The sequence below is a fragment of the Meridianimarinicoccus zhengii genome (genome assembly GCF_003254465.1).
GTDB classification, from domain to species: domain Bacteria; phylum Pseudomonadota; class Alphaproteobacteria; order Rhodobacterales; family Rhodobacteraceae; genus Meridianimarinicoccus; species Meridianimarinicoccus zhengii.
In genome coordinates, this window is the sequence record NZ_QDFI01000006.1 from 1 (window position 1) to 26,991 (window position 26,991).

27 protein-coding genes are annotated in these 26,991 nt (G+C 68.8%); 19 read left to right on the forward strand and 8 right to left on the reverse strand.

The genetic code is table 11. The annotated features are described in order from the left end of the window. Positions 1-309 (forward strand): transposase (locus DDE13_RS02930; protein WP_162630835.1); only part of this gene is annotated, 309 nt, incomplete at its 5' end. Between the two features lie 12 nt (positions 310-321). Here the strand turns inward: DDE13_RS02930 and DDE13_RS02935 are convergent. Beyond that, the gene (locus DDE13_RS02935) at positions 322-975 is read right to left on the reverse strand and encodes a GntR family transcriptional regulator (protein WP_222626013.1); all 654 of its coding nucleotides are present in this window, start codon (positions 973-975) and stop codon (positions 322-324) included. 142 nt (positions 976-1,117) lie between these two features. Between DDE13_RS02935 and DDE13_RS02940 the strand changes: the two genes are divergently transcribed. The 6 genes from DDE13_RS02940 (at position 1,118) to DDE13_RS02965 (ending at position 7,115) form a co-directional block, all read left to right on the forward strand. Continuing rightward, positions 1,118-2,101 carry a TRAP transporter substrate-binding protein gene (locus DDE13_RS02940; protein ID WP_111401286.1) on the forward strand — a complete coding sequence of 328 codons (984 nt, stop codon included), beginning with the start codon at positions 1,118-1,120 and terminating at the stop codon, positions 2,099-2,101. Positions 2,102-2,165: 64 nt separating this feature from the next. Then, the gene (locus DDE13_RS02945) at positions 2,166-2,729 is read left to right on the forward strand and encodes a TRAP transporter small permease (RefSeq protein WP_111401288.1); all 564 of its coding nucleotides are present in this window, start codon (positions 2,166-2,168) and stop codon (positions 2,727-2,729) included. After that, positions 2,726-4,006, forward strand: coding sequence for a TRAP transporter large permease (locus DDE13_RS02950; RefSeq protein ID WP_111401290.1), 1,281 nt, complete (start codon positions 2,726-2,728; stop codon positions 4,004-4,006). The genes DDE13_RS02945 and DDE13_RS02950 overlap by 4 nt, the downstream gene beginning before the upstream one ends. Further along, on the forward strand, positions 4,003-5,016 hold the full coding sequence (locus DDE13_RS02955; protein WP_111401292.1) for a 4-hydroxythreonine-4-phosphate dehydrogenase PdxA: 1,014 nt from the start codon (positions 4,003-4,005) through the stop codon (positions 5,014-5,016). Before DDE13_RS02950 ends, DDE13_RS02955 begins: the two co-directional genes overlap by 4 nt. A gap of 15 nt (positions 5,017-5,031) precedes the next feature. Continuing rightward, complete coding sequence (locus tag DDE13_RS02960; RefSeq protein ID WP_111401294.1) at positions 5,032-6,207, forward strand: L-rhamnonate dehydratase; 1,176 nt, start codon at positions 5,032-5,034, stop codon at positions 6,205-6,207. Further along, the gene (locus DDE13_RS02965; protein WP_111401296.1) at positions 6,204-7,115 is read left to right on the forward strand and encodes a dihydrodipicolinate synthase family protein; all 912 of its coding nucleotides are present in this window, start codon (positions 6,204-6,206) and stop codon (positions 7,113-7,115) included. Before DDE13_RS02960 ends, DDE13_RS02965 begins: the two co-directional genes overlap by 4 nt. Before the next feature lie 24 nt (positions 7,116-7,139). On the opposite strand, the gene DDE13_RS02970 is transcribed toward DDE13_RS02965, so the two are convergent. Both DDE13_RS02970 and DDE13_RS02975 read right to left on the reverse strand, forming a co-directional pair. Then, positions 7,140-8,177 carry an Ldh family oxidoreductase gene (locus DDE13_RS02970; protein ID WP_111401298.1) on the reverse strand — a complete coding sequence of 346 codons (1,038 nt, stop codon included), beginning with the start codon at positions 8,175-8,177 and terminating at the stop codon, positions 7,140-7,142. A 67-nt stretch (positions 8,178-8,244) separates the two neighbouring features. Then, positions 8,245-8,877 (reverse strand): helix-turn-helix domain-containing protein, encoded by a 633-nt coding sequence (locus DDE13_RS02975; RefSeq protein ID WP_111401300.1) that lies wholly within the window; start codon positions 8,875-8,877, stop codon positions 8,245-8,247. Between the two features lie 130 nt (positions 8,878-9,007). Between DDE13_RS02975 and lhpI the strand changes: the two genes are divergently transcribed. The 4 genes from lhpI to DDE13_RS02995 are packed head-to-tail and all read left to right on the forward strand — an operon-like array spanning position 9,008 to position 13,836. Continuing rightward, positions 9,008-10,708 carry a cis-3-hydroxy-L-proline dehydratase gene (gene lhpI, locus DDE13_RS02980; protein ID WP_111401302.1) on the forward strand — a complete coding sequence of 567 codons (1,701 nt, stop codon included), beginning with the start codon at positions 9,008-9,010 and terminating at the stop codon, positions 10,706-10,708. A gap of 22 nt (positions 10,709-10,730) precedes the next feature. Next, positions 10,731-11,690, forward strand: coding sequence for a dihydrodipicolinate synthase family protein (locus DDE13_RS02985; RefSeq protein ID WP_111401304.1), 960 nt, complete (start codon positions 10,731-10,733; stop codon positions 11,688-11,690). After that, entirely contained in the window at positions 11,681-12,595 is a 915-nt protein-coding gene (locus DDE13_RS02990) for a 4-hydroxyproline epimerase (RefSeq protein WP_111401306.1), read from the forward strand. The genes DDE13_RS02985 and DDE13_RS02990 overlap by 10 nt, the downstream gene beginning before the upstream one ends. Next, complete coding sequence (locus DDE13_RS02995; protein ID WP_111401308.1) at positions 12,592-13,836, forward strand: NAD(P)/FAD-dependent oxidoreductase; 1,245 nt, start codon at positions 12,592-12,594, stop codon at positions 13,834-13,836. Before DDE13_RS02990 ends, DDE13_RS02995 begins: the two co-directional genes overlap by 4 nt. Positions 13,837-13,843: 7 nt before the next feature. Here the strand turns inward: DDE13_RS02995 and DDE13_RS03000 are convergent, their stop codons facing one another. Continuing rightward, positions 13,844-14,875 carry a trans-3-hydroxy-L-proline dehydratase gene (locus DDE13_RS03000; protein ID WP_111401311.1) on the reverse strand — a complete coding sequence of 344 codons (1,032 nt, stop codon included), beginning with the start codon at positions 14,873-14,875 and terminating at the stop codon, positions 13,844-13,846. 128 nt (positions 14,876-15,003) lie between these two features. On the opposite strand from DDE13_RS03000, the gene DDE13_RS03005 reads away from it, so the two are divergent. The 8 genes from DDE13_RS03005 (at position 15,004) to DDE13_RS03040 (ending at position 22,213) form a co-directional block, all read left to right on the forward strand. After that, on the forward strand, positions 15,004-15,903 hold the full coding sequence (locus DDE13_RS03005; protein WP_111401313.1) for a LysR family transcriptional regulator: 900 nt from the start codon (positions 15,004-15,006) through the stop codon (positions 15,901-15,903). 90 nt (positions 15,904-15,993) lie between these two features. After that, positions 15,994-16,800: a putative hydro-lyase gene (locus DDE13_RS03010; protein WP_111401315.1), complete on the forward strand. Its 807-nt coding sequence runs from the start codon at positions 15,994-15,996 to the stop codon at positions 16,798-16,800. 23 nt (positions 16,801-16,823) lie between these two features. Then, entirely contained in the window at positions 16,824-17,855 is a 1,032-nt protein-coding gene (locus tag DDE13_RS03015) for a TRAP transporter substrate-binding protein (protein ID WP_111401317.1), read from the forward strand. Continuing rightward, entirely contained in the window at positions 17,855-18,418 is a 564-nt protein-coding gene (locus tag DDE13_RS03020; RefSeq protein WP_111401319.1) for a TRAP transporter small permease subunit, read from the forward strand. The genes DDE13_RS03015 and DDE13_RS03020 overlap by 1 nt, the downstream gene beginning before the upstream one ends. Further along, entirely contained in the window at positions 18,415-19,698 is a 1,284-nt protein-coding gene (locus DDE13_RS03025) for a TRAP transporter large permease (RefSeq protein WP_111401321.1), read from the forward strand. The genes DDE13_RS03020 and DDE13_RS03025 overlap by 4 nt, the downstream gene beginning before the upstream one ends. A gap of 9 nt (positions 19,699-19,707) precedes the next feature. After that, positions 19,708-20,445, forward strand: a complete 738-nt coding sequence (locus DDE13_RS03030) for a 5-oxoprolinase subunit B family protein (protein WP_111401470.1) — start codon at positions 19,708-19,710, stop codon at positions 20,443-20,445. Continuing rightward, on the forward strand, positions 20,436-21,449 hold the full coding sequence (locus DDE13_RS03035) for a 5-oxoprolinase subunit C family protein (RefSeq protein WP_328587832.1): 1,014 nt from the start codon (positions 20,436-20,438) through the stop codon (positions 21,447-21,449). Before DDE13_RS03030 ends, DDE13_RS03035 begins: the two co-directional genes overlap by 10 nt. Continuing rightward, positions 21,446-22,213, forward strand: a complete 768-nt coding sequence (locus DDE13_RS03040; RefSeq protein ID WP_111401323.1) for a LamB/YcsF family protein — start codon at positions 21,446-21,448, stop codon at positions 22,211-22,213. The genes DDE13_RS03035 and DDE13_RS03040 overlap by 4 nt, the downstream gene beginning before the upstream one ends. An 11-nt stretch (positions 22,214-22,224) precedes the next feature. Here DDE13_RS03040 and DDE13_RS03045 read toward each other — a convergent pair whose 3' ends face one another. The 4 genes from DDE13_RS03045 to DDE13_RS03060 all read right to left on the reverse strand — a co-directional run bounded on the left by DDE13_RS03045 (position 22,225) and on the right by DDE13_RS03060 (position 26,987). After that, positions 22,225-22,917, reverse strand: coding sequence for a GntR family transcriptional regulator (locus tag DDE13_RS03045; RefSeq protein WP_111401325.1), 693 nt, complete (start codon positions 22,915-22,917; stop codon positions 22,225-22,227). Positions 22,918-23,015: 98 nt separating this feature from the next. After that, a complete protein-coding gene (locus DDE13_RS03050; RefSeq protein ID WP_235868565.1) occupies positions 23,016-23,858 on the reverse strand; it encodes an alpha/beta hydrolase family esterase in 843 nt (280 codons plus the stop codon). 3 nt (positions 23,859-23,861) lie between these two features. Next, complete coding sequence (locus DDE13_RS03055; RefSeq protein WP_111401327.1) at positions 23,862-25,220, reverse strand: tetratricopeptide repeat protein; 1,359 nt, start codon at positions 25,218-25,220, stop codon at positions 23,862-23,864. A gap of 147 nt (positions 25,221-25,367) precedes the next feature. Beyond that, positions 25,368-26,987, reverse strand: coding sequence for a thiamine pyrophosphate-binding protein (locus DDE13_RS03060; protein ID WP_111401330.1), 1,620 nt, complete (start codon positions 26,985-26,987; stop codon positions 25,368-25,370). Positions 26,988-26,991 lie beyond the last annotated feature (4 nt).

Sequence of the window (26,991 nt, forward strand, 5' to 3'; positions counted from 1 at the left end):
ATCGAGACCCAGCTGGTGCCGACGCTCCGCCCCGGTGACGTGGTCATCCTCGACAACCTGTCCAGTCACAAGAGCCCCGGTGCCGCCCGCGCCTTGCGCGATATTGGAGCGTGGTTCTTGTTCTTGCCGCCCTACAGCCCTGACCTCAATCCGATCGAAATGGCCTTCTCAAAGCTGAAGGCCCTGATCCGAAAGGCTGCCGCTCGAACCTACGATCAGCTTTGGCAGGCCGTCGGCCATGTGTGCGACCTGTTCACCGATGAAGAGTGCAACAACTTCTTCAAGGCCGCCGGATACGGAACCGATTAAACGCGACACGCTCTAGAGGCTGTCCTTCACGCGCTCCCATGTCTTCTTTAGGTGGCTCGCCATGGCCTCCCCAAGAAGCGGGCCGTCGCGGTCCTTCAGCGCACGAACCATGTCTTCGTGATCGGCGACGGCCCCGGCCCACGAGTCGGGCTTCTGGTTGCCGATATACCGGATGCGCTTGAGCCGCGCCTGGATATTCGCCTGCATCTCGCGCAGGGTTTCGTTCTTGGACAGTTCCGCAAGACGCGCGTGGAATTCCTGGTTCATCTTGTAGTACGGCATCCGCTCGCGGGTCCGGTAACACGCCATCATCCGTTCGTGCAGCGCGATCAGGTCGGCAACTTCCGCATCGGTGGCCCGTTCGCAGGCAAGTTCCCCGGCCAACCGTTCAAGATGCCCGAGCACTTCGAGCATCGAGAACACATCCTCCGGGGTCAGCTTGCGCACGATGCTGCCCTTGGACGGTCGCACGATCACGAGCCCCTCTGCGGCAAGCGTTCGCAACGCCTCGCGGAACGGGGTGCGGGACACGCCCAGTTCCTCGATCAGATGGGCTTCGTCGATTCGGCTGCCCGGCTCCAGCGTCCCTTCGATGATCAGGTCGCGCACGCGGCTTGCGACCTGGTCGTGCAGGGACCGGTTCGTGATGGCTAGGGACGATCCCATCCGTAAACCCTTGTGTTTCATGTTCTTTGCTCGTGCAGAAAGAATATCCAGAAACCGCTTGCCAGTCCATACGTGCTATATGTATACAAAATACATGGAGCGGATATGCGATATGCAGTCCGATGGAGGAGAGGAGACCACCATGAAAGCCCTGAGATTCGGCCTTGCCGCCACCGCCCTGACGGGCACCCTGGCGTTCGCGACCGCACCGGTTGCCGCGGACACCTACATCGTCGCCGTCGGCGCGGCATCGAACAGCCTGCAGGGGCGCAGCGCCGCGAAATTCGCCGAAGACCTGCAAACCGCGCTTGGCGATGCCCATACGGTGGAATTCTACGCGGATGGGCAGCTTGGCGACGAAAAGGAACCGTTGCAGAAGCTGCGGCTCGGCACCGTCCAGTTCACACTCGTCTCGTCCATCATGACCAATGTCGCGCCGGAATTCGCGCTGTTCGACATGCCGTTCCTCGTGCAGGACCGCGCGCATCTCAAGGCGATCGACGAGGCGATCGTGCAGCCCGTTCTCGCCCCGAAGGCCGAAGAAGCCGGGCTGAAAGTGCTGTCGACCTGGGAAAACGGCTTCCGTCAGATCACCAACAACACACGCCCGATCAACACGCCTGCCGATCTGGAAGGGCTCAAGATCCGCACGCCCTCGTCCGAATGGCGCGTCGCGATGTTCAAGGAATGGGGCGCGAACCCCACGCCGATGGCGTTCTCCGAAGTGTTCGTGGCGCTTCAGACCGGCACGATGGACGGGCAGGAAAACCCGCTGACGAACATCACGGGCGCCAATTTCCAGGAAGTCCAGAGCTATCTGAGCATGACCGGCCATGTCTATTCGCCGACCTACCTGACCACCGGACTGGGCAACTGGAACGAGATTCCCGAAGACGTGCGCGACGCGGTCGCAACTGTCGCCGCATCGGTTCAGGACTGGTCGCTGGCCGAAGGCGAAGCCGCGGACATGGCGCTGGTAGAAAAGGTCAAGGCCGCCGGGGTGGAGATCAACACGGCGGACAAGGCCGCGTTCATCGCGGCCTCCGCACCGATCTATGACGCGTTCGCAGCCCAGGTCGACGGCGGCGCCGAACTGGTGCGCGACGCGCAGGCCCTGGCCGACTGAACCCGGCATCGCGCCGGCCGGGCCAGCCCGGCCGGCCAATCCCGCATCGAAGGAACGCACCGCGATGGTCGCGAAACTCGAACGGATGATCCTCCGGATCATCGAGACAATCTGCCTTGCGCTGCTGGTCACGCTGGCTCTGTCGGTCATCTACGCCACGACGATGCGCTATCTCGGCGCCTCACCGTCCTGGTATGACGAGGTCGCCAGCGTGCTTCTGGCATGGCTGACATATTTCGGCGCAACCTACGCGTTGTTCCTGCGCCAGCACATGAGCTTCGGCGGGCTGGTCACGGCGCTGCCGAAACAGGCCGCGGTGGCGCTGGCGCTCCTGTCGGAGACCCTCGTCCTCGCTTTCTTCGCCGTGGTCGCATGGTACGGAAACGCGGTTCTCGCCGTGGCCAAGTGGGATTCCCTGCTCAGCATCCGCTGGATGACGCTCGATATCGTGCAGTCGGTCATCCCGATCACCGCCGTGCTGATGATCCTCGGCACGCTGCTGACCATGCCGCGCGCGCTGCGCAATGCCGCGGCGGGCATCGACGCCGACCATGCCGAGATCGAACACGCCATTGCCGAGGCCGAGCGCGACAAGGCCGAGGCGTTCCGGAAGGACGACCGCACATGATCCTGTTCTTCACAACCGTGGCGCTGGTCGGGCTGATCCTGATCAACGTGCCCATCGCGGTCGCCATCGGCATCGTGGCCCTGGGCGGGCTCCTGGTCACGCCCGGCGGTGCCACGCTCTATGACATGGCCATCGCGCTGTATTCCGGCGCGACGTCCTTTCCGCTTATTGCGATCCCGCTGTTCATCCTGGCCGGCAACCTGATGAACACCTCGGGCATTTCCCTGCGGCTCATCAATTTCGTGGCCGCGCTGATCGGGTTCGTCCGCGGCGGGCTCGGGATGGTGAATATCGGCGTGTCGATGGTCTTTGCCGAGATCTCGGGGTCGGCCGTCGCGGACGTGGCAGCCACCGGCACCGTCCTGATCCCCGAGATGAAGAAGCGTGGCTATTCCCGCACGCTCGCAGCGGCGATCACGTCTTCCTCTGCATCGCTTGCCATCATCATCCCGCCGTCCATCCCCATGATCCTGTACGGCGCGATCGCCGAAGTGTCCGTTCTGAAGCTCTTCGTGGCGGGGATCGTGCCGGGCGTGCTTGGCGGTGCGCTGCTGATGGCCGTCACCTACGTGCTGGCGATCCGCTATGACCTGCCCCGCGCCGACGGGTTCGACCTCTGCCATGTCTGGCGGTCGTTCAAGGAGGCGATCTGGGCCCTGCTCATGCCGGTCATCATCCTGGGCGGCATCTTTTCCGGCATCGTGACCGCCACCGAAGGCGCCGGGCTGGCCGTGTTGGCCGCACTGGTCATCGGCATCGTCATCTACCGCGATCTCGACGTGTCGAAGCTGCGCAAGGTGATGCTCGAGGGCGTCAGCCAGACGGGCGTGGTCATGCTGCTCGTGGCGACATCCGCCGCGCTGGGACTGTTCCTGACCCAGGCGCAGGTGCCGCAGCAACTGGCGCAGCAGATCACCGAATTCACCACCAACCCGCTCATCGTGCTGGCGCTTCTGAACCTGCTGCTGCTGGTGCTGGGCATGTTCCTGCACGGGGCCGCCGCCATCATCCTCGTGGTGCCCGTGGTGATGCCGCTGGTGAATGCCGTGGGGATCGACCCGGTGCATTTCGGCATCATGGTGACGCTGAACCTCGCCATCGGGCAGCAGACCCCGCCGGTCGCGTCGGTGCTCATCACCTCCTGTTCCATCGCCAAGGCGGGGATCTGGGAAACCTCGCGCGCGAACCTGCCCTTCATCGGCGTGCTCGCCTTCATCCTGCTGCTGGTCACCTACGTTCCGCAGGTGTCCCTCGCCCTGACGGACCTGATCCAATGACCGACCCGAAACCGCGCATCGCCATCATTCCCGGGGATCCTTCGGGCATCGGGCCGGAACTGATCGCCCGCCTGCTGCACGAGGACGGCGTGACCGACGCCGCCGATATCGTGCTGGTCGGGGATGGCCATGTCTGGCATCGGGGCGCCGAACAGGCCGGGCTGGGCATCCAACTGGCGCCGATTGCCGCGCCTGACCTGCACGACCAGCATGGGCTTTCATGGTTGCCGATGCAGACCATCGCGCCCGAGGACGTGCGGATCGCCGAAGTGACCGTCGCCGGCGGCACCTCCAGCCTGCGCTGTCTCGACACGGCGCTCGACCTTGCAATGGATGGTGCGGTGGACGGTGTGCTGTTCGGGCCTTTCAACAAGGCGGCGCTGACCAGCGCCGGCCTGAACGCCGAGGACGAGCATCGCTACATGGCCCGCTATCTCGGGTTTCGGGGCTATCACGGCGAAATCAACGTGCTGGGCGACCTGATGACGACGCGTGTCACCAGCCATATCGGGCTGCGCGACGTGGCCGACCGGATCACGCCCGAAGCCATCACGCAGGCCATCGGTCTGGCCGAGGACACGTGCCGCCGCGCTGGCAAGTCCCGACCGCATATCGCGGTCGCAGCGCTCAACCCCCATGCGGGCGACAACGGCAAGTTCGGGCGCGAGGAAATCGACGTGCTGCAACCCGTCATCGACGCAGCACAGGCGAAGCAGAAACACGTTACCGGGCCATGGCCGTCGGATACCGTGTTTCTCAAGGCGCAGCGGGGCGAAGTGGACGCGGTCGTGACGATGTATCACGACCAGGGCCAGATCGCGATCAAGCTGATGGGCTTCGACCGCGGGGTGACCGTGGCGGGCGGCCTGCCGATCCCGGTCGCCACCCCCGCCCATGGAACCGCCTTCGACATTGCCGGACAGGGCAAGGCCAATGTGGGCGCGACGCTGGAAGCCTACAGGCTGCTCGTACGCATGGCCCGACATCACCGCGCGGCCCGCGCCGCCTGACAGGGAAACACCGACATGACCCGTATCAAATCCATCCGTACACGCGTCTGGAACTGGACCGGCCCGACCGTGCCGCCGACCGGCAATTTCTGCACCAACGCGTCGGACGCGCTCCGGACGAAGGGCGACGCGATGGCATCGTTCCGGTTCCACCAGTGGCTGACCTGCGAGGTGGAAACCGAGGACGGCACCATCGGCATCGGCAACGCCGCTCTGGCGCCCACCGTGGTCAAGAAGGCCATCGACGACTGGTATGCGCCGATGGTGATCGGCGAGGACCCGTTCGACTACGCCTATATCTGGGAAAAGATGTACCGCCGCACCCATGCCTGGGGCCGTAAGGGCATCGGCATGACAGCGATTTCCGCCATCGACATCGCCATCTGGGACCTGATGGGCAAGCTTGTGGGCAAGCCCGTGTTCAAGCTGCTGGGCGGGCGCACCAAGGACCGGATTCCTGTCTATTACTCGAAGCTCTATTCCGGCGCTGTCGACGCGATGCAGGCAGAGGCCGCCGACGCCCTGTCCCATGGCTATACCGGGTTCAAGACCCGTTTCGGCTTCGGTCCCAAGGACGGCATGAAGGGCATGCGCGAGAACATCAAGCGGGTGGAAGCCCTGCGAGAAGTGATCGGTTACGACACCGATCTCATGCTCGAATGCTACATGGGCTGGAACCTCGACTACGCCAAACGGATACTGCCCAAGCTCGCCCCGTTTGAGCCGCGCTGGCTGGAGGAACCCGTGATCGCTGACGACGTGGCGGGCTATGCCGAACTCAATGCCATGAACATCGTCCCGATTTCCGGAGGCGAGCACGAGTTTTCCGTGATCGGCTGCAAGGATCTGATCGACCGCAAGGCCGTCAGCGTCTTGCAATACGACACCAACCGCGTTGGCGGCATCACGGCGGCGCAGAAGATCAACGCCATCGCCGAGGCCGCGCAGATCCCCGTGATCCCCCATGCCGGGCAGATGCACAATTACCACCTGACCATGGCGAACACGAACTGCCCGATCAGCGAATATTTCCCCGTCTTCGACGTCGAGGTCGGCAACGAGCTGTTCTACTACATCTTCGAGGGCGACCCCGAGGCCGTGGACGGGTTCCTGCAGCTCGACGACGACACGCCGGGGCTGGGCATCACGATCAGCGACAGGCACCTCGCCAATTTCGAGATCGTCGAATGACCCGCTATTCCGGTATCTGGCCTGTCGCGCCCACGCCGTTCCATGACGACGGCACGCTCGATCTCGACGGGATGAAACGCGTTCTCGACTGTCTCATCGATCAGGGGGCGGACGGGATTTGCATCCTCGCCAATTTCTCGGAACAGTTCCTGATCTCGGACGAGGAACGCGCGACGCTCACGCGGCTGTGCCTTGAACATGTCGCGGGCCGTGTGCCCGTGATCGTCACCATCAGCCATTTCGCCACGCAGATCGCGGTGGAACGTGCGCGTTTCGCCAAGGCGCTTGGTGCGGATATCGTGATGATGATGCCGCCCTATCACGGCGCGCTTCTGAAGGGCACCGCCGAGCAGACCTTCGAGCAGTTCCGCGCCGTGGGCGAAGTCGGCATTCCGATCATGGTGCAGGATGCGCCCTTGTCCGGGGTGGACCTGCCCGTGCCGCTGCTGGTGCGCATGGCGCGGGACATCGACGCGGTGCGCCTGTTCAAGATCGAATGCCCGAAGGCTGCGAACAAGCTGCGCGCGCTGATCGACGCGGGCGGCGACGCAATCGAAGGCCCCTTCGACGGGGAGGAGGGGATCACCCTTCTGGCCGATCTCGACGCAGGCGCGACCGGGTCGATGACCAGCGGCATGATCGTCGACCGGATCAAGCCCGTCATCGAATTGCACCGCGCGGGCGACATCGAAGGTGCGACATCCGCATACGGCCGCGTCGCCATGGCCATCAACCACGAGAACCGTCAATGCGGCTGGCAGTCCTGCAAGGCCGCGATGGTCGAAGGCGGCGTCATCAGGTCCGAGTTCTGCCGCCACCCGATTCCACCGCTGCACCCGGCCATCCGTCAGCGGATGATCGATCTCCTGCGGCCGCTCGATCCGCTGGTCCTGCGCTGGGGCCGATAGGAGGCGGTCCGGCCGGGGCGCCGGTCAGCCGGCGACGGCGGACAACCCCTCGGTCTCGAACCGGTCGAGCTGCGCCAGTTCCGCGGCCGACAACAGGATGCCGTCCGAAAGCGCAGCCGCGCGCGCCCGGAACCGGCGCTGCGACGGCAGGCGCGCGCCCTGCTCCGCGATGGCGTCCAGCAGCTTTTCCCCCTCTGCCAGCGGGTCGCGGCCGCTGCGCGCCGCGAAGACCGTGGGATCGAAGGCCAGCACCAGCGCGCCGTGGCGCGGCAGAAGATCGGTGCGCCCCATGAAATCCAGCGCTTCGCGGCTCATGAATTCGCCCAGCATCGCGCCGGACAGAAGCTCGATCATCGTGGACAGGGCCGATCCCTTGTGCCCACCGAAGGTCAGCATCGCGCCCGCCAGTGCGGCTTCCGGGTCGGTGGTTGGGTTCCCGTCCGCGTCCATTGCCCAGCCTTCGGGGATGGGCGTGCCCGCGCGGCGGTGCAGCTCGATCTCGCCGCGCGCCGCGACGGACGTGGCGAAGTCGAACACGTAAGGATCGCCGCTTGAACGCGGCCAGCCGAAGGCGAAAGGGTTCGTACCCAGAAGCGGCGTGGTCCCACCCGCGGGCGCCACGAAGGAATAGCTCGGGCACATGGACAGCCCCGCAAGCCCCCGGCCCGCCAGCGCCTCCACATCGTGCCACAGGGCCGAGAAATGCAGGCAGTCGCGGATCACCAGCGCCGCCAGCCCGGTGTCGCGCGCCCGCGCGTCGAGCAGGTCCAGCGCCGCGTCGAAAGCCGGGTTGGAAAAGCCGCCCACCGCGTCCACTTCGACAACGGCGCGGCCTTCGTCGTGAAGACGCGGCACCGCCTGCCCGTTCACCTTTCCCGCGGCAAGCACCTTCAGGCAGCCCTCGATCCGGTAGATGCCGTGGGACTTGCAGGCGTCCCGCTCCCCCGCGACGATCACACGCGCGACGGACGCCGCAGCGTCCGGCCGCACGCCGCAGCCTTCGAAGATGCCCGTCACGCGCGCCAGCAGCGCATCGACGGAAACGGGGGCGGGATCGGTCATGAGACTCTCCGTGTCAGGGGGTCAGGCGTGCCGCGGCCATGCGCCGACGGGCAGCGGATGCGCGGGGCTAGTTCGCCACATCCGTATAGGTGCAGGCCCAGAACACCCGCGTGTCGCCGTCGTCGAGCGCGCGCAAGCCATGCCGCAGCGTGCTGTCGAAATAGGCGCAGTCGCCGGGTTCAAGCGTGACGGGCTGGTAATGTTCCACCACCAGTTCCACCCGGCCCGACAGCACGAACAGGGTTTCCTCTCCGGTATGGGCCTCCAGGTCCGAATCGGCCAGCGGCGTGCGCCGTTCGACCCGGGTCACCAGCGGGATGATCTTCTTGTCCGCCAGGGCGTTGCACAGCACTTCGTATTCGAAATGCCGCGACCGGACGACCCGCCCCTGCCCCGCCCGCGTCACCGTCATGCGCGTCGTCTGCACCGCGTCGTGGTCGGCGGAAAACAGCCGTTCCATCCCGATGTGATAGGCCCGCGCGATCCGCACGAGGTTCTCGTAACTCGGCGACACGCGCCCGTTCTCGATCTTGTGGATGGTGGACACGGCAAGCCCCGTGCGCTGCGCCGCAACCTCCAGCGTGAAGCCGCAGGCCTGCCGCACCGCCTTCATCCGCGCACCGAGGTCCGCGCGCAACTGCTGGCGCTCCGTGTCCCAGTCCTCGACCGGATGACGGCGGGTTTTTTCCGTTCGGGCCATATTTTTCTTTTCTTACCAATCCTGATTGTTTAAGCACATATCTGCCGGGCGCACAACTCTGGCATTCCACGCCCCGCGCCGGGAAAGCGATACCCCGCCGGACCCACCCGAAGCCCCGAAAGGACCGCGCATGTCGCAGCTGATCGTGCCCGCCGAGGTCGAGGGACCGGTTCTCGTGTGCGACGAGGGGCTGAGTGTCTGGGGCGGGGTGGACCCGGTCACGGGCCGGATCATCGACGCGCACCACCCCCAGCAGGGTGAATCGCTGGCGGGCTGCGTGGTGCTGATGCCCACCTCGCGCGGGTCCTGCACAGGCAGCGGCGTGCTGTTGGGGCTGGCCTTTGCCGGGGCCGCACCCGCCGCGCTGGTGTTCCGCGAGGGCGAAGATATCCTGACGCTGGGCGCGCTGGTGGCACAGCGGCTCTTCGGGCACGGGATCGCGGTGCTGCGCCTGTCCGGGGCGGATTACGACCGGCTGGCGCGGGAACCGCGCGCCACGATCACGGGCCACCGGCTGCACGCCGGGGCGTTCGATCTGCCGCTGAACCTGGTCGATCCCGACACATTGACCCTTACCGATACCGACCGGGCTTTCCTGAACGGCGATCATGGCGAGGCCGCGCGCATCGCCATGGACATCATCGCCACCATGGCCGCAGCACAGGGCGCGCGCCGCCTGACCGATGTGACCCGCGTGCATATCGACGGCTGCATCTATGCCAGTCCGGCGTTCCTGACCTTCGCCCGCGCCATGGCGGATCGCGGCGGGCGCGTGCGGGTGCCTACGACCATGAACGCGATCTCGGTGGACCACGCCAACTGGCGCGCGCAGGGCGTGGCCGAGGATTTCGGCGGACCCGCCAGCGCGCTGGCCGACGCCTATGTCGAGATGGGCGCGCGGCCCAGCTTCACCTGCGCGCCCTATCTGCTCGAAGACAAGCCTTCGGCGGGCGAAGACATTGCCTGGGCCGAAAGCAACGCGGTGATCTATGCCAATTCGGTGCTGGGCGCGCGCACCGTCAAACACGCCGATTTCATGGACCTGTGCATCGCGCTGACGGGCCGGGCTGCACTGGCGGGCGTGTACCTGCCCGAGAACCGCACGCCCCGGCGGATCATCGACGTCACCGTTCCACACGGCATCGACGACGCGTTCTGGCCCATGCTCGGCTGGCTGATCGGGCAGGCCGCACCCGACCGCATCCCGCTGATCCGGGGGCTGGAAAGACTGAGCCCCACCGCCGACGACCTGAAGGCGCTCTGCGCCGCCTATGGCACGACCTCGGCTTCGCCCATGCTGCATGTCGCGGGTCACACGCCCGAGGCGGACACCCCGCCCGAACCCGGTGCCGATACCGTGGCGATCGGCCCGGACGATTTCGCCCGCGCGTGGGCCGGGTTCAACGACGCGCCGAACAAGGTGGACCTCGTGGCGCTGGGAAGCCCGCATTTCTCCGCCACCGAATGCGCGGCCTTCGCCGAGTTGATGGATGGCCACCACGTCCACCCTGACGTGGCGACGATCATCACGTTGGGGCGCGGCACGCACACCGCCATCGCGGCCAACGGGGTGCTGGCACGGCTGGCGGCGGCGGGCGTGACCGTCGTCCCCGACCTTTGCTGGTGTTCGATCTCGGAACCCGTATTCCCGCCCTCGGCCCGCGTACTGATGACCAATTCCGGAAAGTACGCCCATTACGCGCCGGGTCTAAGCGACCGCGCCGTGCGTTTCGGATCGCTGGCCCATTGCGCCGACGCGGCCCGCACGGGCCGCGCGCCGCAGCACCCGCCCGCGTGGATCGCGCCTGCCACCGCCAACGCCGCCCCCTGACCCGTTCGACAAGGAGACCCCCATGAACACCGATGTCTTCCACGGCACCATCCCCGCCCTGCTGACTCCCTGCACGGCGGACCGCCAGCCCGATTTCGACGCCCTCGTGCGCAAGGGACAGGAAATGGTCGCGGCGGGCATGTCCGGCGTGGTCTATTGCGGCTCCTGCGGCGACTGGCCCCTTCTGACCGACGCGCAGCGGATGGAAGGCGTGGAGCGCCTGACCGCTGCCGGCGTGCCGGTGATCGTCGGCACCGGGGCGATCAACACGCCATCGGCCGTGGCCCATGCCGCCCATGCGCAGAAGGTCGGCGCGGCGGGGCTCATGGTCATCCCGCGCGTGCTGTCGCGGGGCCTGTCGGTCGCCGCGCAGCACAACCATTTCAAGGCTATCCTGGAGGCTGCCCCGGACGTGCCCGCGATCATCTACAACAGCCCCTATTACGGCTACACCACCAAGGCGGACCTGTTCTTCGCCCTGCGCGACGCGCACAAGAACCTGATCGGGTTCAAGGAATTCGGCGGCAAGGACGACCTCAGCTACGCCGCCGAGCACATCACCCACCGCGATGACGACGTGATCCTGATGGTCGGCGTGGATACCGAGGTCTATCACGGCTTCGTCAAATGCGGCGCCGTGGGCGCGATCACTGGCATCGGCACGATCTTCCCCAAGGAAACGCTCTTGCAGGTCGCCCTGTCGCGCCGCGCCGCCCAGGGCGACGCCGAGGCTGACCAGCGCGCGCGCGAGCTGGAAAACGCGTTCTCCGTGCTGGCGAAGTTCGACGAGGGCGTGGACCTCGTCCTCTATTTCAAGCATCTCATGGTGCTGAAGGGGCACGAGGAATATCGGCTGAACCTGCTGGAAACCGACGCGCTGTCGCCGTCGCAGGCGCGCTTCTGCGAGGCGCAGTTCCACCAGTTCAACCGCTGGTTCGCCGACTGGTCGAAACAGGGCGGGGTCATCGCCGCATGCATGTGATAGACAGCCACACCGGGGGGGAGCCGACGCGGGTGATCCTGTCGGGCGGGCCGGATCTCGGGTCCGGGCCGCTGGCCGACCGCGCCCGCAGGCTGGCCGAGGATCATGCCGATTTCATCCGCGCCGTCGCGGCCGAACCGCGCGGGCAGGTCGCCATGGTCTGCGCGCTGCTGGTCGAACCCGTGGACCCGGGCTGCGCAGCGGGCGTCATCTATTTCGACGCGGCCGAGGTGCTGGGCATGTGCGGCCACGGCACCATCGGACTTGCCGTGACGCTGGTACATATGGGCCGGATCGCGCCCGGTACCCACCGGATCGACACGCCGGTTGGACCGGTCGGCGTGGTGCTGCACGACGCCCATACCGTTACCGTGACCAACGTGGAAAGCCGCCGGATCACCGCAGGGCTGACGGTCGACGTGCCGGGGCTCGGCCCGGTGACGGGCGACGTGGCCTACGGGGGCAACCTCTTCTTCATCGTCGACCCGTCCCCCCTGCCCGTCGATCCGGCCAATATCCGCGCGCTCACCGACGCGGGCATCGCCGTGCGCGCGGCGGTCCATGCCGCCGGATCGCCCGTCGATCACGTCATCTTCCACGGCCCCGCCGTGAGCGAAACGGACCACGGGCGCAGCTTCGTGCTGTGCCCCGACGACGCCTATGACCGCTCCCCCTGCGGGACGGGCTGTTCGGCGCGGCTCGCCTGCCTCGCCGCCGACGGGAAGCTCGCCGAAGGAACCGAGATCGTGCAGCACAGCATCATCGGCAGCAGCTACCGGCTGTCGTGGCGTCCCGGCCCCACCGGGGGCGTGATCCCCTCCATCACGGGGCAGGCCCATGTCATGGCCGAGGCGACGCTGATCTTCGACCCCGCAGACCCATTCCGGGACGGCATCCCGGCTTGACTTACGCACCTGATATCACCGTCATCGGCGCGGGTATCGTCGGTGTGACCACGGCCTTCGCACTCCAGAACGCGGGCCACCGGGTCACGCTGATCGACCGCAAGGGCGTCGCGGCAGAAGCCTCCCGCGGCAATGCCGGGGCCTTCGCCTTCAGCGATATCGAACCGCTGGCCGCGCCGGGCATCATGCGCCGCGCGCCGCGCTGGCTGCTGGATCCGCTGGGTCCGCTGTCGATCCGGCCCGCCTATGCGCTGCAGATCGCGCCTTGGATGTGGCGTTTCTGGCGCGCGTCCCGGCCCGGCCGCCATACCGCCGCCATCGCGGCACAGGCGAGCCTGATGGACCTGTCGCGCGAAGCACTCGAACGCCTGATCCCAGCGGTGTCGGGCGAGCCGCTGATGCGTCGCGAGGGCCAGTTGCAGTTGTACGACAGCGCGGCCAGCTACCGGGCCGCCCTGCCCGCATGGGAAGCGCGCCGCGCCCATGGCATCCCGTTCGACCTGCTGGAAAGCCCCGGCGCGCTGGCCGAGATCCAGCCCGGCCTCAGCCCGCGTTTCACCCATGGCGGCTACACGCCCACATGGATGAACACGGTGGACCCGGCGCGCTGGACGGACCACCTCGCCCGCGCGTTCACCGATGCCGGCGGGCGGATCGACACAGCGGATGTGCGCGCCCTGCGGCAGACGGGCGACGGGGTGGAGATCACCACCGCCGATGGCACGCGCCGCGCCGCGCAGGTCGTCGTGGCGGCCGGGGCGTGGTCGCACCGGCTGGCCGCAACGCTGGGCGACCGCATCCCGCTGGAAACCGAGCGCGGCTACAACACGACCTTTCCGACCGCGAGCTTCGATGTCCGCACGCACCTGACCTTTGCCGATCACGGCTTCGTCGTGTCGCGGATCGGGGACGGGCTGCGGGTCGGCGGCGCAGTCGAACTGGGAGGGCTGGAGCTTCCGCCGAACATGCGCCGCGCCGAAACGCTGGTGAAGAAAACCGCAACGTTCCTGCCCGGTTTCGATCCGGCGGGCGGCGCGCAATGGATGGGGTTCCGCCCGTCCCTGCCCGACAGCCTGCCGGTGATCGGGCGCGCGCCGGGTGCGCCCGCGGTGATATACGCCTTCGGGCACGGGCATCTGGGGCTGACCCAATCCGCGGGCACCGCAGAACTGGTCACCGCACTGGCCGACCGGCGCGACCCGGAAATCCCGCTCGCCCCATTCGCACCGACGCGGTTCTAGGCCGCGATCAGACGATCCGCGGCCAGGTGTCGGACAGCCGATAGCCGCCCGGCCACGGGTCGTCCGGGTCCAGCATGTGCTGGTGCGTCCCCGTTACCCAGGCGCGTCCGCTGATCTCGGGCCGGATCGCCGCCTGCCCGCCCACATGCGCGGCGCCCAGGATACGACCGGTGAATTCGGACCCGATGATCGACACCCCAGTGAACCGGTCATCCGGCCCCATCTCGCCGCGCGCCGACAGGATCGCCATGCGCGCCGACACCGCCGTGCCCGTGGGCGAGCGGTCCAGCTTGCCGGGCTGGATCGCCACCACCGATTGCGCCCGCAAGTCGTGCCCATCCCGGTCGATCGGCCCCGCGAACATGCAGAACGAATGATGCGCCCAGTCGGGCCGCTCCGGGTGCTCGAACCGCAACTGCGCGTTGGCGGCATTTGTGATCCGCACGCCCAGCTCGGCAAGTTCGCGCGCGCGGTCGGGCACCAGATCGACCCCCAGCGCGACCGGATCGACCACCACGAAACTGTCCCCGCCAAAGGCCGTGTCCACCGTGATCGTCCCCAGCCCCGGCACGTCCAGCGGCACGGCAAGGCGCGATGCGAAGGACGGCAGGTTCTCCACATGGATACGCACCGCCTTGCCGTTTGCGCAATCGGCGCGCACGCGCACCAGCCCGCCCGGCGCCTCCAGCACCAGATGGGTCACGGGTTCCTCCATCGGCAGGATGCCCGTATCCAGAAGCACCGTCGCCACGCAGATCGAGTTGGACCCCGACATGGGCGGCGTGTCCTCGGGTTCCATGATGATCCATGCCGCCTGCGCCTCGGGGTGTTTCGGCGGCACGAGCAGGTTCACATGGCGGAACACACCGCCGCGCGGCTCGTTCAGCACGAAGCGGCGCAGGGTGTCGTCGGCGGCGATCCAGGCGCGCTGGTCCCAGATCGTGTCGCCGGGCGGCGGGGCCACACCGCCGGTGATGACATCGCCCACCTCCCCCTCGGCATGGGCGGACACGACATGGACGATACGGCTGCTGCGCATGGAGGGGACCTTCCGGACGAGTGACACGGGATTGATTTCATGGGCTTGCGCGACGGGCAAGCCGGAAAGACGACCCCGGCCCCCGTGCCGTGCTATGCAGGCGGCAACACCCCGACCGGATTCCCGCCTTGACCCGCTACACCCTCGACCAGTTGCAAGCCTTCCTGACCGTCGTCCGGCTGGGCGGGGTGAACAAGGCCGCTGCCGCGCTGCACCTGTCGCAGCCCGCCGTCACCAGCCGCATCCGCAACCTCGAAGACACGATCGGCGCGCCGCTCTTCGACCGCGGCCCCGGCGGCATGCGCCTGACCAAGCGGGGCGAGTTGCTCGTCGGCCATGCCGAGGCCCATGAACGGCTGGCCCAGAATATCCAGCGCGACGTGATGGATCCCGCGGGCATCGAAGGCCGCCTGCGGCTTGGCGTGTCGGAAACCATAGCCCAAAGCTGGCTGCCCGCGCTCATCACCCGGCTCCATGCCGGCTACCCGCGGCTGGAGATCGAATTCAACGTGGACGTGTCGGTGCACCTGCGGGACGCCCTGCTGGCGCGGGAAATCGACCTTGCCATACTGCTCGGCCCGGTGTCGGAGTTCTCCGTCGACAACGTGGACCTGCCGCCTTTCGCGCTCGGCTGGTATGCCGCCGGGTCGGCACCCGTGCCCGACGATCCGGCCGACTACCTGCGCAAGCCGGTGCTCAGCTACGCGCGCAACACGCGGCCCTATCGCGAACTGAAGGCAGCACTTCACGCGCTGCGGGGAGAGGACGTGGCGATCTTCCCGTCCTCGTCCCTGTCGGCCTGTTTCCGGCTGGTGGAAAGCGACCTGGGCGTCGCCGCGCTGCCCGTGGCGCTGGCGCGCGACTGGGTGGCGGAGGGGCGCATCCAGCCCTTCGATCCGGGCTTCATCCCCGTGCCGCTGCGCTTCACCGCCAGCTATCTCGGTGAAGGCCGCCGCCATATCGAAGAACAGGCCGCCGCCATCGCGCAGGAGGTGGCCAAAACCTACGCACGCACGGAAGGGGTATAGAAAAATCCTATCCCGTGGACGCGAAACATTCGATTTGCGCAAATGCCCCCGCATCCCCCATCGTTAGGGGGATCATGAAAGGGGCAACCCATGTCCTATGCCCAACTCAGGCAGGCGGATCCCGCCACCCTGCGCCGCGCGATTCGCGACGGCGCCTATATGGGCCACACCGCCGGGCTGGCCCCCGGCTTCCTTCAGGCGAACCTCGTGATTCTGCCGGAAAGCCACGCGCTCGATTTCATGCGCTATTGCCACCGAAACCCGCGCCCCTGCCCTCTCGTGGGTGTGTCCGACACCGGCAGCCCGCGGATCGACGCGCTTGGCGATTTCGACCTGCGCCACGACCTGCCAGCCTATAACGTCTACCGCGACGGCGTGCTGGCGGACAGCACCACCGATATCGCGGACCTGTGGCGCGACGATCTCGTGGCCTTCGCCCTGGGGTGTTCCTTCACCTTCGAGACGGCGTTGCAGGCCGCGGGCATCCCGCAATGGCACATCGATAACGACCGCACCGTGCCGATGTTCCGCAGCAGCATCCCCACGGCCCCCGCCGGGCCATTCATGGGGCCGACCGTGGTCAGCATGCGTGCGATCCCCGAAGACCGGGTGGACGAGGCGCGCGCGATCTCGGCCCGTTTCCCCCATGCCCATGGCGCGCCGCTGCATGCGGGCGACCCTTCGGCCATCGGCATCACCAACCTCGACCGCCCCGACTGGGGCGATCCGGCCCCGGTGCCCGCGGGTCATGTGCCGGTGTTCTGGGCCTGCGGGGTCACGCCGCAGGCCGCGATCACCGCCGCGCGCCCGGCCTTCTGCATCACGCACAAACCCGGCCACATGCTGATCACCGACGTTCCCGACGACGCCGCGGCGCTCGACCCGGCACATCAATAACCGACCCCAACAGGAGAAACACCATGACTCGCACCTTCGCCCTTCTGGCCACCACCACGGCGCTGGCCACGCCGCTTTCCGCCGAAACCCTGTCCGTGGTCGGGTCCTGGTCCGGCCTGCCGCTGCATATCCAGCACGAGGCCCCGTTCTGGTCGGAAACCCTGCCTGCCGCGTCGGACGGCGGGATCGAGGTGGCGCTGACCACCCACAACCAGATGAATCTCGGCGTGGGCGACGTCTACCGGCTGCTGGGCGACGGGGTCTATGACGTGGCCATGACCGTGGCCGATTACGCCGTCGCCGACGCGCCCGAGCTTGAAGGGCTGGACGTGCCGCTGCTGGCGATGACCGCCGCCGAGGCGCGGACCATGGTCGATGCCGCGCGCCCCATGGTGGCCGACATCTTCGCGCAGCGGTTCAACGCCCATGTGCTCGCCATCGTGCCCTACCCGCCGCAGGTCGTGTTCTGCAACGCCGAGGTGAACAGCCTCGACGACCTTCAGGGTCTGAAGGTGCGCGGATCGGGCCGCATGACGGCCATGTTCCTCGAAGCGCTCGGCGCCGAAAGCGTCAATGTCAGCTTCTCCGAGGTGCCGGGCGCGCTCCAGCGCGGGGTGATCGATTGCGGCGTCACGGGCGCCGGGTCGGGCTACAGCGCGGGCTGGTGGGAGGTCTCCACCCATCTCATGCCGATCCCGCTGGGCGGCTGGGATTCCGTCGTCACGGCCATGAACATGGACCGTTGGAACAGCCTGAGCGCGGAACAGCAGGAGTTGATCCAGACCCGTCTGGCCGAGGATTTCGAAACCCCCGTCTGGGCCGAAGCCGCGGGTGCGCTCGCCAATGACGTGGCCTGCCTGACCGGAACCGGCGACTGCGCCTCAGGCGAGACGCGCGACATGGTTCTGGTCGAGGTGTCCGAGGCCGACATGGCCCGCGCCCGCGAGGTTCTGGAAACCCGCGTGCTGCCCGACTGGGCCGACCGCGCCGGTGACGACTGGGTCGCGCGCTGGAACGACAGCGTCGGTGCCGCCGTCGGCGTGACGGTCAACTGATGGCCGCCCCCGGCACGGCGCTGCAAGCGCTCGACATCCTGCGCCGCGTGAACCGCTGGATCGCCCTACTGGTGGGCGCGGGGCTTCTGGCCTGCGCGGGCGTGGTGATGCTCGATATCGGGCTGCGCCGTGCGGGGGGGTCGCTGGGCGGGACCGATGACATCTCTGGCTATGTCATGGCCATCGCCACAAGCTGGGGCATGGCCTTTGCCCTTCTGGAACTGGGCCATGTCCGCATCGACATCCTGCGCAGCCAGCTTCATGGGCGGCTGCGCGGGGTGCTGGATCTGGTGGCGCTGCTCGCACTGGCGGGCACCGTCAGCCTGATCGCGCTGCAATCCTGGCCGGTGCTGGCGCGGTCCATCGCCAATGACAGCCGGTCGAACTCCGCGCTCGAAACGCCGCTGGCGCTGGTGCAGGGGCCGTGGTTCGCGGGCTGGGTGTGGTTCGCGCTGACAGCGTGGGTCACGTTCCTCTGCGCACTGTGGATGGTGCTGCACCGCGACACGGACGCCGCCGAAGCCGCCATCGGCATGACATCCGAAGCGGAGACCGAGGCATGATCGCGCCGCTGACATTCGGCCTGCTGGGCCTGCTCAGCCTGTCCATCCCCGTGGGCATCGTGCTGTTCCTTCTGGGCTTCGGGGTGGACACGTTCTTCACGCCCTTCCCGCTGATCCGGGGCCTGGGCAACATGGTCTGGTCCACCTCGAACAATTCCACCCTGATCGCCATCCCGTTCTTCGTCATGCTGGGCGAGATCCTCGTGCGGTCCGGCATCGCGGCGCGGACCTATGGCGCGCTCGACCGCTGGGTGTCTTGGCTACCCGGCGGGCTGGTGCACGCCAACGTGGCCACCGCCACGCTGTTTTCCGCAACCTCGGGCAGTTCGGTGGCCACCGCCGCGACCGTGGCGACCGTCGCGATGCCCCAGGCGGAAAAGCTGGGATACGACCCGCGCCTGTTCTCGGGGGCCATCGCGGCGGGCGGCACGCTGGGCATCATGATCCCGCCGTCGATCAACCTGATCGTGTATGGCTTCCTCACCCAGACATCCATCCCGCAACTGTTCCTTGCAGGGCTGATCCCCGGCATCGGGCTCGCGCTCGGGTTCATGGCCATCACCGCGCTGATCTGCACATGGCGCCCCGCGCTTGGCGGCCCGCGCCGGACCTTTCCGCTATCCCAGATGCTGCGCGCGCTGCTGGAACTGGGGCCGATCCTGATCCTCTTCGCGCTGATCGTCGGCTCGATCTACCAGGGCTGGGCCACCCCGACCGAGGCCGCCGCCGTGGGTGTCGCCGGTGCCCTGCTGATGGCGGCGCTCTTCGGGTCGATCTCGCTGGGAATGCTGCGCGCGGCCTGCCTTGGCACGGTCAAGATCACCTGCATGATCATGCTCGTGGTGATCGGCGCATCGTTCCTGAACTTCACGCTGGCCAGCGCGGGGCTGGGCGCGGAACTGTCGGCCTTCATGGAAGGCATGGGCCTGTCGCCGCTGGGCACGATCCTCGTGGTGGTGCTGATCTACATCGTGCTGGGCTTCTTCATCGAAACCCTGTCGCTGATGGTGGTGACGATCCCGATCATCGTGCCGCTGGTGATCGCGCAGGGCTATGACCCGGTGTGGTTCGGCATCCTGATGATCCTGCTGATCGAGATGGCACTGATCACGCCGCCCGTGGGTCTGAACCTTTACGTGGTGCAAGGCGCGCGGCGATCTGGGCGCATGTCCGAGGTGATGGTGGGCGCCATCCCCTTCGTCGTCGTGATGCTCGTGATGGCCGCGGCCCTGATCGCCATGCCGCAGATCGCCCTGTTCCTGCCGGAAACCCTGCGCTAGGCCATGGGCATGACAGACGCCGCACCGCAGATCGCCCCACAGATCGCAACTCTGGGCGTGGACGGGCTGCTGATCCGCTTCGCGGACCGGCTGACCGAGCCGGCCAACCGGGCAGCCCTAGCCTTTGCCGCGGCGGTGGCGAGGGCCGACCCGCCGGGGCTGGCCGAGGTCTCCACCGGCCCGGTGTCGGTGCTGGTGCGCCTCGACCTGCCGCGAACGGACCCCGACGCCTTCGCGGCCTGCCTGTCGGCGCTGCTGGCGGAGCGGGACTGGACGCAGGCCCCCCTGCCCGAGGGCCGCCGCCTGTGGCGGGTGCCGGCCGTCTTCGGCACGGACCTCGCCCCGCAACTGGACGAGGCCGCGGACCTCGCCGGTCTCAAGCCCGACGAGGCGGTCGAAAGCCTGACGGCCGAACCCCTGCGCGTGCAGACCATCGGCTTCGCCCCCGGCCAGCCCTATCTGGGGCAGCTTCCGGACGCTTGGGATATCCCCCGGCAGGAAGGGCTGTCCCCGCGCGTGCCACCCGGCGCGCTGACCGTTGCGATCCGGCAGGTGGTGCTGTTCTCGGTCGCCTCGCCAACCGGCTGGCGGCACGTCGGCCAGACCGCCGCGCGCCTGTTCGACCCGGACCGAACCGACCCGTTCCTGCTGCGCCCCGGCGACGCGGTGCTGTTCGCCGCCACCGACCGCGAAGGGCTGGAGGCTGCGCGCGCGGATGGCGGGGCCGAGGTGATCCCGTGGCCCTGACCGTCCTGCGCGCGATGGGCGGCATCACGGTGCAGGATCGGGGCCGCCCCGGATACCTCTCGCAGGGGCTGTCGCGCGGGGGGGCGATGGACCGCCTCGCGCTGACCGAAGGCGCCGCCCTGCTGGGCCAGTCCGCCGATCTTGCGGCACTTGAAATCGCCGCGGGCACCGTCGCTTTGCGCGCCGAAACCCCGTTGCGCATCGCGCTCACCGGCGCGCCCATGTCCGCCAGTTGCGACGGGAGCCCGCTTGCCTGGCACGCCTCCCACGCGATCCCGCAGGGCGCGCGCCTCGACATCGCCGCGCGCGGCGGCGGCTACGGCTACCTGCATTTGGGCGGCGGCATCGCCACGCCTTGCGTGCTCGGCAGCCGGTCGGCGCATCTCGCCGCAGGGATCGGGCGGATGCTGGACGCGGGCGACACCCTGCCCACCGGCGACGACACCGGCACCCGCACCGGGCTGACGCTGACACCCCTGCCCCGCTGGGACGGCGGCACGATCCGCATCGTCGAAGGTCCGCAGACGGCGCTGTTCGACGACGCCACCCGCGACCGCTTCGCCAATGCCACCCTGTCCCGCGACGCGCGCGGCAACCGCATGGGCCAGCGGCTGACCGGCGGGCAGTTCCCGGCGCAGGGCGGGCTGTCGATCCTGTCAGACGTGGTGGTGCCCGGCGACATCCAGATCACCGGGGACGGCACGCCCTTCGTGCTGCTGGCGGAATGCCAGACCACGGGCGGTTACCCGCGCATCGGATCGGTGCTGCCCTGCGACCTGCCGAATCTCGTGCAGGCCCCGCCCGGCGCAAGCCTGCGCTTTGCCTTCGTGCCGCTCGATCAGGCCCGCGCGGCCGAAGCCACGGAGACCGCCCGCCGCGCCGACCTGTACCGTCATCTGCGCCCGCTCATCCGCGACCCCCATGACATCCCGGACCTGCTGGCCTATCAACTGGTCAGCGGCGTCACCGCCGGACACGACCCGGAACCGGAGCCGACCCCATGACCGGACAGACCCGAGCCATCGACCTCAACGCCGACATGGGCGAAAGCTTCGGTCCCTGGCCCATGGGCGCGGACGGCGCGCTTCTCGATATCGTCACCTCGGCCAACATCGCATGCGGGTTCCACGCGGGCGACCCGGACACCATGGCCGCGACCATGGCCCGCGCCGTGGCGGGCGGCGTCGGCATCGGCGCCCATCCCGGCCTGCCCGACCTTCAGGGCTTCGGACGCCGCCGGATGCAGATCACAAACAGCGAGGCCGCGAACCTGACGGCCTATCAACTCGGGGCCGCGCAGGCGATGGCGCGCGCCGCGGGTGGCCATGTGCGGCACCTGAAGCTGCACGGCGCGCTGGCCAACATGGCGACGGAGGACGAAACGCTCGCCCATGCCTGCTATGCCGCCGCCCGCGCCGTGGACCCGGACCTGATCCTCATGGTGATCGCGGGTACGGCACAGCAGCGCGCCGCGGAAAACCTCGGCGGCCCCATCGCGCACGAGATCTTCGCCGACCGCGCCTATGCGGAAACCGGCCTGCTGCTCGACCGGCGCGAACCGGGCGCGGTGCTGCACGACGCGGGCACCGTGGCGGACCGCATCCTCGCCATGCTCGACGCGGGCGCGATCATCACGGCGCAGGGCACGCACCTGCCTGCCCGGATCGACACGATCTGCCTGCATGGCGACACGCGAGAAGCGGTGGACATGGCCCGCCACCTGCGCGCGCGTCTGGCAGACGCCGGGATCACGCTGCGCCGGTTCTGACAGCCCCGGAGTCAGGACGCCCGCGACCGCGGCGGCACGGGCTCGGCCCGCAGGGTGCGCCACTTCTCGCGCATGGTCTGTGCGGCGCTCAGAAGATGCCGGCGCAGGGCGCTTTCCGCGGCAAGCCCGTCGCCGCCCACGATGGCCGCGACGATCCGGGCATGCTCCGCATCGGACCGGTCCATGCGCGGGGCGTCGGCAAGCTGCGACCGGCGGAATGGCGACAGCCTGAGCCGCATCGCCTCGGCCATCTCGGCGAAATCCGCGTTGTGGCTTCCGGCATAGATGATCTGGTGAAGCCGCGTGTTCGCCGCCTCGTAACCCTCGGCATCGCCCGCGCCCGCAAGAACCGACATCTCCGCGTGCTGCGCGCGCAGCGCCGTGCGTTCCTCCGGCGTCATGCGCTCCGCCGCGAAACGGCCGCACAGCGCCTCGATCTCGCCCATCGCCTCGAACAGCTGGTCGATCCGGTCGGGTGAAATCTCGCTCACCAGGACACCCCTATAGGGCAGCCGCACCGCGAGACCCCGCGCCACGACGCTTTGCAGCGCCTCGCGGATGGGTGTCCGGGACACACCGAAACTGCGCGCAAGCGCGACCTCGTCCAGCCGCGCGCCCGCCGCGATTCGGCCCAGCAGGATCCGTTCCTCAAGCTGCGCGGCGATCCTCTGGCTCAGGACCTGCCTCGGAGCGCCAGATGTCATCGCGTCGCCTCCGCCCGAACATGCACGATTTTCAGGCGTAGCATGACACGGGCGATCAGGATACCACGACGCACGGGTCGCGCCCGGCACGGCCCCTTTCAGCGCGCCGCGAACCAGTCGAGCGTCATGGCCGTCCAGCCCGGCGGCACGCCGTGCCCCCCGTCGTGCAGCGCGAAATCCAGCCGCCGGCCGCTATCGCAGCCAGTCCAGCTTTTTCGCCAGAAACCGTCCGCCTGCGTGTGGCCGCTGGCATCGGGGCGGCAGCCATTGGCCGCGCGCCAGACCTGCATCGCCTGCCAGACATCCGCCTGCGCAAAGACCCCGCTCTCGCCATCGTCGCGCAGCACGCGGCCCTCCAGCGGCACCACCGTGTCCGTCCAGCCATGGGTGTGGAGCAGGTCCACCGGCCCCGCGCAGGCTTCGGGCACGGGCACCCAGAACGCGCCCGCCACCGGGGCATAGGCGGCAAAGGCCCCCGGCGCGGCACAGGCGACGTAACTGGCCATCGACCCGCCGATGGAAAAGCCGCCCAGCAGCATCCGGTCGCGGTCGATCCCGTGGCGCGCCGCCGCGTCGTCGGCCACGGCTTGCAGGAACGCGATCTCGTCGCGCGGGCTGGGGCGGTCGGGGTGGAAGCCCCATGTCAGCCCGTTGCCCGATGCGCGCGGCACGCCATCGGGCGCGATCACGGCATAGCCGCGCGCCAGCGCCGTCTCGACCAGCCCGGTCATGCGCAGCACGCCCTGCCCGCTGGCGCCCCAGCCATGCAGAAAGACCAGCGCGGCCATGCCGTCCGCCGCGCCATCCGGCAGCACGATGCGATAACTGCCGCCCGCGATCTCGCAGGGGGCCGCGGCCCCGCCGCAGCCCGGATCCTGTGCCAGTGCCGTCCCGGCGGCCAGCAGCATGAACGCGCCCGTCGCGGCAAACCGCAGGGACACGGGCTATTCCGCCGCCCGGTTGCTGACCCGGCGCGCATCGGCGATCCGGTCCAGCCGCGTCCGCGCGAAGCTGTCGGCATGCCCGCCCCGCAGCGCCGTGCGCGCTGCAAGGATCGCCGCCGCATCGTCAAGCCGCCCGCCCCGGATGCCCGCATCCACGGTCATGCGTTCGAACACGTCGCGCTGCGCGTGGCTGCCGCCGATGGTCTGCATATGCGCCCGCGCGGCCTGCAACCGCGCGAAGGCCCGGTCGTACCGCCCCTCCCCGAAGGCCGCGAGCCCCTCTGCCGCCGTCACGCCCGGATGGGCCGCGACGCGCCCCAGCTCGGTCCGGTCGCGCCCCGTGCCCGCGACCTGCGCCAGCAGGCGCCCGGCGGCATCGGGCCGCGCGTCGCCGGTCAGCGCCAGCATGTAATGCAGATCGGCGAAGACAAGACAGCCGTCGCCGACCCGCGCCTCGGCCAGATCCGCCAACTCGCCCCAGCGGTCGCCCACGGGCACGTCCTCCAGTTCCAGCCGCACCAGCAGCGACGCCGCGTTCGCCATGTCGCGATAATCGTCGGTCCTGTCCTCGCGGATGCGCGTGTCGTACAGCGACAGCGCCAGATCATGCTCGCCGCGGTCGAGATGCAGAAGCGCCTTGTGCCACCAGACATGGTAGCGGAAGTTGTTGCAGTGGTCCCAGGCGGCGGCATTGCGTTCGATCAGCGCGATACCCGCGTCGGGCCGGTGCGTCATGTCGTGGACATGGGCCACCGCGTGCAGCCCCCACGCGTCGTCGGGCGCGAGGTCCAGCCCCGCAAGCCCGGTGGCTTCGGCTGCCGCGTAATCCCCGGTTTCCTCCAGCGCGAAGGCGTGACACCCTAGCGCGAAGCCCCGCAAAGGGTGATCCGCGCCGTGCCCAGCCAGCGCGCGCTCGATCGACCGCCGCATGCCGCCCGCGTCACCCATGATGAACCGGACCCCGTGGCAGGCCTTGGCCGTCAGCGTGTCGGAAGGGTTGCGCGCCAGCACGCCCTCAAGATGGAACACGGCGGCCCCCGGCGATCCGTCAAGCCACCCATCCAGCGCGGACAGCCATGCCGCGGCGCGCGCAGGGCCGCCACGGGTCGCCAGCGCCCGGTGCGCTTCGGCAGAGGACCCGCGCGCCGCCGCCACCATCTCGCTGCGGCCAAGCATCAGGCAGAACAGGCCCCGTGCGGCCAACGCCATCGGCGCATCCGGCTCATGTTCCAGCACGGTGGCCAGGTGGGCGGGCGCCGCCGCGCCGTGGGCCAGCACGGCGCGCACCATCGCGTTCCAGGCGGCAAGCGCCTCGGCGGTGGCGAGGCCCGTTTCGGCACGGCAGATATCGTCGCTCACAGTCCGGCCTTTCGTGATTCGGGCGCGGGACAGCACGCGCCGCCCCCAAGTCCAAGCTAGTCTGCACATGGCCATATTGACATCACGACACCGCCGCGCCCGCGCAGATGTGACCGCCCGTGTGCCCGGTGCCGCAAGTTTCCCCAGTCAGAACCGCCCGTCATAGGCGCCACGGTCGATTTCGGCGGCGATCACGGTGAACGTATCGGCCCGCGGCGTCGCCGCCAGTGCGGTCTCCAGCTCCGCGACCGACCGCACGGCATGGCCCGCGCCGCCCATCGCCCGCCCCAGTGCCGCGAAATCCGTCCGCCCGAAATCCACGCCCGCGTTGGGCAATTGCCGCGCGCGCTGCTTCATCTCGATCAGCGCAAGCGACCGGTCCACGAACACCACGAAGATCGTGCGCAGCCCCAGATCCGCGGCGGTTGCCAGTTCCCCGGCAACCATCAGGAACCCGGCATCGCCCGAGAACGACACGACCGTCCGCTCCGGCTCCGCGACCTGCGCCCCGATGGCCAGCGGCACGGCGCAGCCCATCGTGCACAGCCCCGAGGATTGCACCAGCGCGCGCGGATAATCGCAGCGCCACATCTGCGACAGCAGGATGCGGTGCGCGCCGCTGTCGGCGCTGGCGCGGGTGTCGCCGGGCAGCACCCTCTGGCAGGTGGCGATCACGGCACCCGGTCCCCAGTCGGCTTCCGGCGCGAACGCTTCGGCCAGCGCCGCCTGCACCGCCGCGATCTCGCCCCCGGTCCAGCGGTCGCGCACCGCCACGCCCTCGGTCAGTGCCGCAAGGGTCGGCGCCACATCCGCCACGATGTTCACACTGCCCTGGTGCATGTAATGGGTGTTTGGAACGGCGGAGATGTCGATGACCGTCTGCCGGTCCGGGTCCACCGCGTCCTGCCAGCCCGTGCGCATCTCCACCGGATCGTACCCCGCCAGCAGCACCACGTCCGCCGCCGCCACCACCGGCAAAAGGATCGCATCGGCGCGCGGCGACAGGCCGGCCCCGCCCAGCGACAGCGGATGGCTTTCCGGCAGCAGCCCCTTGGCCTTGTAGGTCGTCACCACCGGCGCCCCCAGCGCCTCGGCAGCCGACCGCAGCGCCGCGCCCGCGTCGCCGTTCAGCGCGTCCACCCCCGCCACGATCAGCGGCCGCGCCGCCGCGGCGACCCGTGCGCGCAGATCCTCCAGTCCCGGCCCCGGCGCAGGCCCCACCGGCATCACCAGACGACGGCGCAGCGCGGGTGCCGCCACGACCGGGGCCTCTGCCACGCCGATGGGCAGGTCGATATGCACCGGCCCCGGCTGGCCCGTGGTCGCCAGCGCCACCACACGATCCGCGATCACCTCCGCCGCGCCCGCGTCCATGGTCAGGCTCGCCTTCGCCACCGCGGCGAAGACCGCGCGCTGGTCCGCGACCTGGTGCGTGTACCGCTGCGCCACCGCCGCGTCGATGCACCCGGTGACCACGATCAGCGGCACCCGGTCCTCGCGCGCGTTCTCCACCACGTTGACGGCGTTGAGCGCCCCCGGCCCCACCGTCGTCACCAGCAAGCCCGGCGCGCCCGTCGCGTGGTGCACGCCTTCGGCCATGAACCCGCCCGCGTTCTCGTGGCGCACCAGCACGAACCGGATGCCCGCGCGCTCCAGCGCATCGACCAGGGTCAGCACCTCGCCGCCCGGCATACCGAAGGCATGGCGGATACCGGAATCGAACAGGCGGCGGGCGAGCAGATCGGCGCAGCGCATCGTGTCGGTCATCGGC

Excerpts from the sequence above, each read along its gene's own strand:
- DDE13_RS02935 (WP_222626013.1), bottom strand. The coding sequence starts at position 975 with ATGGGATCGTCCCTAGCCATCACGAACCGGTCCCTGCACGACCAGGTC.
- DDE13_RS02940 (WP_111401286.1), top strand. The coding sequence starts at position 1,118 with ATGAAAGCCCTGAGATTCGGCCTTGCCGCCACCGCCCTGACGGGCACC.
- DDE13_RS02945 (WP_111401288.1), top strand. The coding sequence starts at position 2,166 with ATGGTCGCGAAACTCGAACGGATGATCCTCCGGATCATCGAGACAATC.
- DDE13_RS02950 (WP_111401290.1), top strand. The coding sequence starts at position 2,726 with ATGATCCTGTTCTTCACAACCGTGGCGCTGGTCGGGCTGATCCTGATC.
- DDE13_RS02955 (WP_111401292.1), top strand. The coding sequence starts at position 4,003 with ATGACCGACCCGAAACCGCGCATCGCCATCATTCCCGGGGATCCTTCG.
- DDE13_RS02960 (WP_111401294.1), top strand. The coding sequence starts at position 5,032 with ATGACCCGTATCAAATCCATCCGTACACGCGTCTGGAACTGGACCGGC.
- DDE13_RS02965 (WP_111401296.1), top strand. The coding sequence starts at position 6,204 with ATGACCCGCTATTCCGGTATCTGGCCTGTCGCGCCCACGCCGTTCCAT.
- DDE13_RS02970 (WP_111401298.1), bottom strand. The coding sequence starts at position 8,177 with ATGACCGATCCCGCCCCCGTTTCCGTCGATGCGCTGCTGGCGCGCGTG.
- DDE13_RS02975 (WP_111401300.1), bottom strand. The coding sequence starts at position 8,877 with ATGGCCCGAACGGAAAAAACCCGCCGTCATCCGGTCGAGGACTGGGAC.
- lhpI (WP_111401302.1), top strand. The coding sequence starts at position 9,008 with ATGTCGCAGCTGATCGTGCCCGCCGAGGTCGAGGGACCGGTTCTCGTG.
- DDE13_RS02985 (WP_111401304.1), top strand. The coding sequence starts at position 10,731 with ATGAACACCGATGTCTTCCACGGCACCATCCCCGCCCTGCTGACTCCC.
- DDE13_RS02990 (WP_111401306.1), top strand. The coding sequence starts at position 11,681 with ATGCATGTGATAGACAGCCACACCGGGGGGGAGCCGACGCGGGTGATC.
- DDE13_RS03000 (WP_111401311.1), bottom strand. The coding sequence starts at position 14,875 with ATGCGCAGCAGCCGTATCGTCCATGTCGTGTCCGCCCATGCCGAGGGG.
- DDE13_RS03010 (WP_111401315.1), top strand. The coding sequence starts at position 15,994 with ATGTCCTATGCCCAACTCAGGCAGGCGGATCCCGCCACCCTGCGCCGC.
- DDE13_RS03015 (WP_111401317.1), top strand. The coding sequence starts at position 16,824 with ATGACTCGCACCTTCGCCCTTCTGGCCACCACCACGGCGCTGGCCACG.
- DDE13_RS03020 (WP_111401319.1), top strand. The coding sequence starts at position 17,855 with ATGGCCGCCCCCGGCACGGCGCTGCAAGCGCTCGACATCCTGCGCCGC.
- DDE13_RS03025 (WP_111401321.1), top strand. The coding sequence starts at position 18,415 with ATGATCGCGCCGCTGACATTCGGCCTGCTGGGCCTGCTCAGCCTGTCC.
- DDE13_RS03030 (WP_111401470.1), top strand. The coding sequence starts at position 19,708 with ATGACAGACGCCGCACCGCAGATCGCCCCACAGATCGCAACTCTGGGC.
- DDE13_RS03040 (WP_111401323.1), top strand. The coding sequence starts at position 21,446 with ATGACCGGACAGACCCGAGCCATCGACCTCAACGCCGACATGGGCGAA.
- DDE13_RS03045 (WP_111401325.1), bottom strand. The coding sequence starts at position 22,917 with ATGACATCTGGCGCTCCGAGGCAGGTCCTGAGCCAGAGGATCGCCGCG.
- DDE13_RS03060 (WP_111401330.1), bottom strand. The coding sequence starts at position 26,987 with ATGACCGACACGATGCGCTGCGCCGATCTGCTCGCCCGCCGCCTGTTC.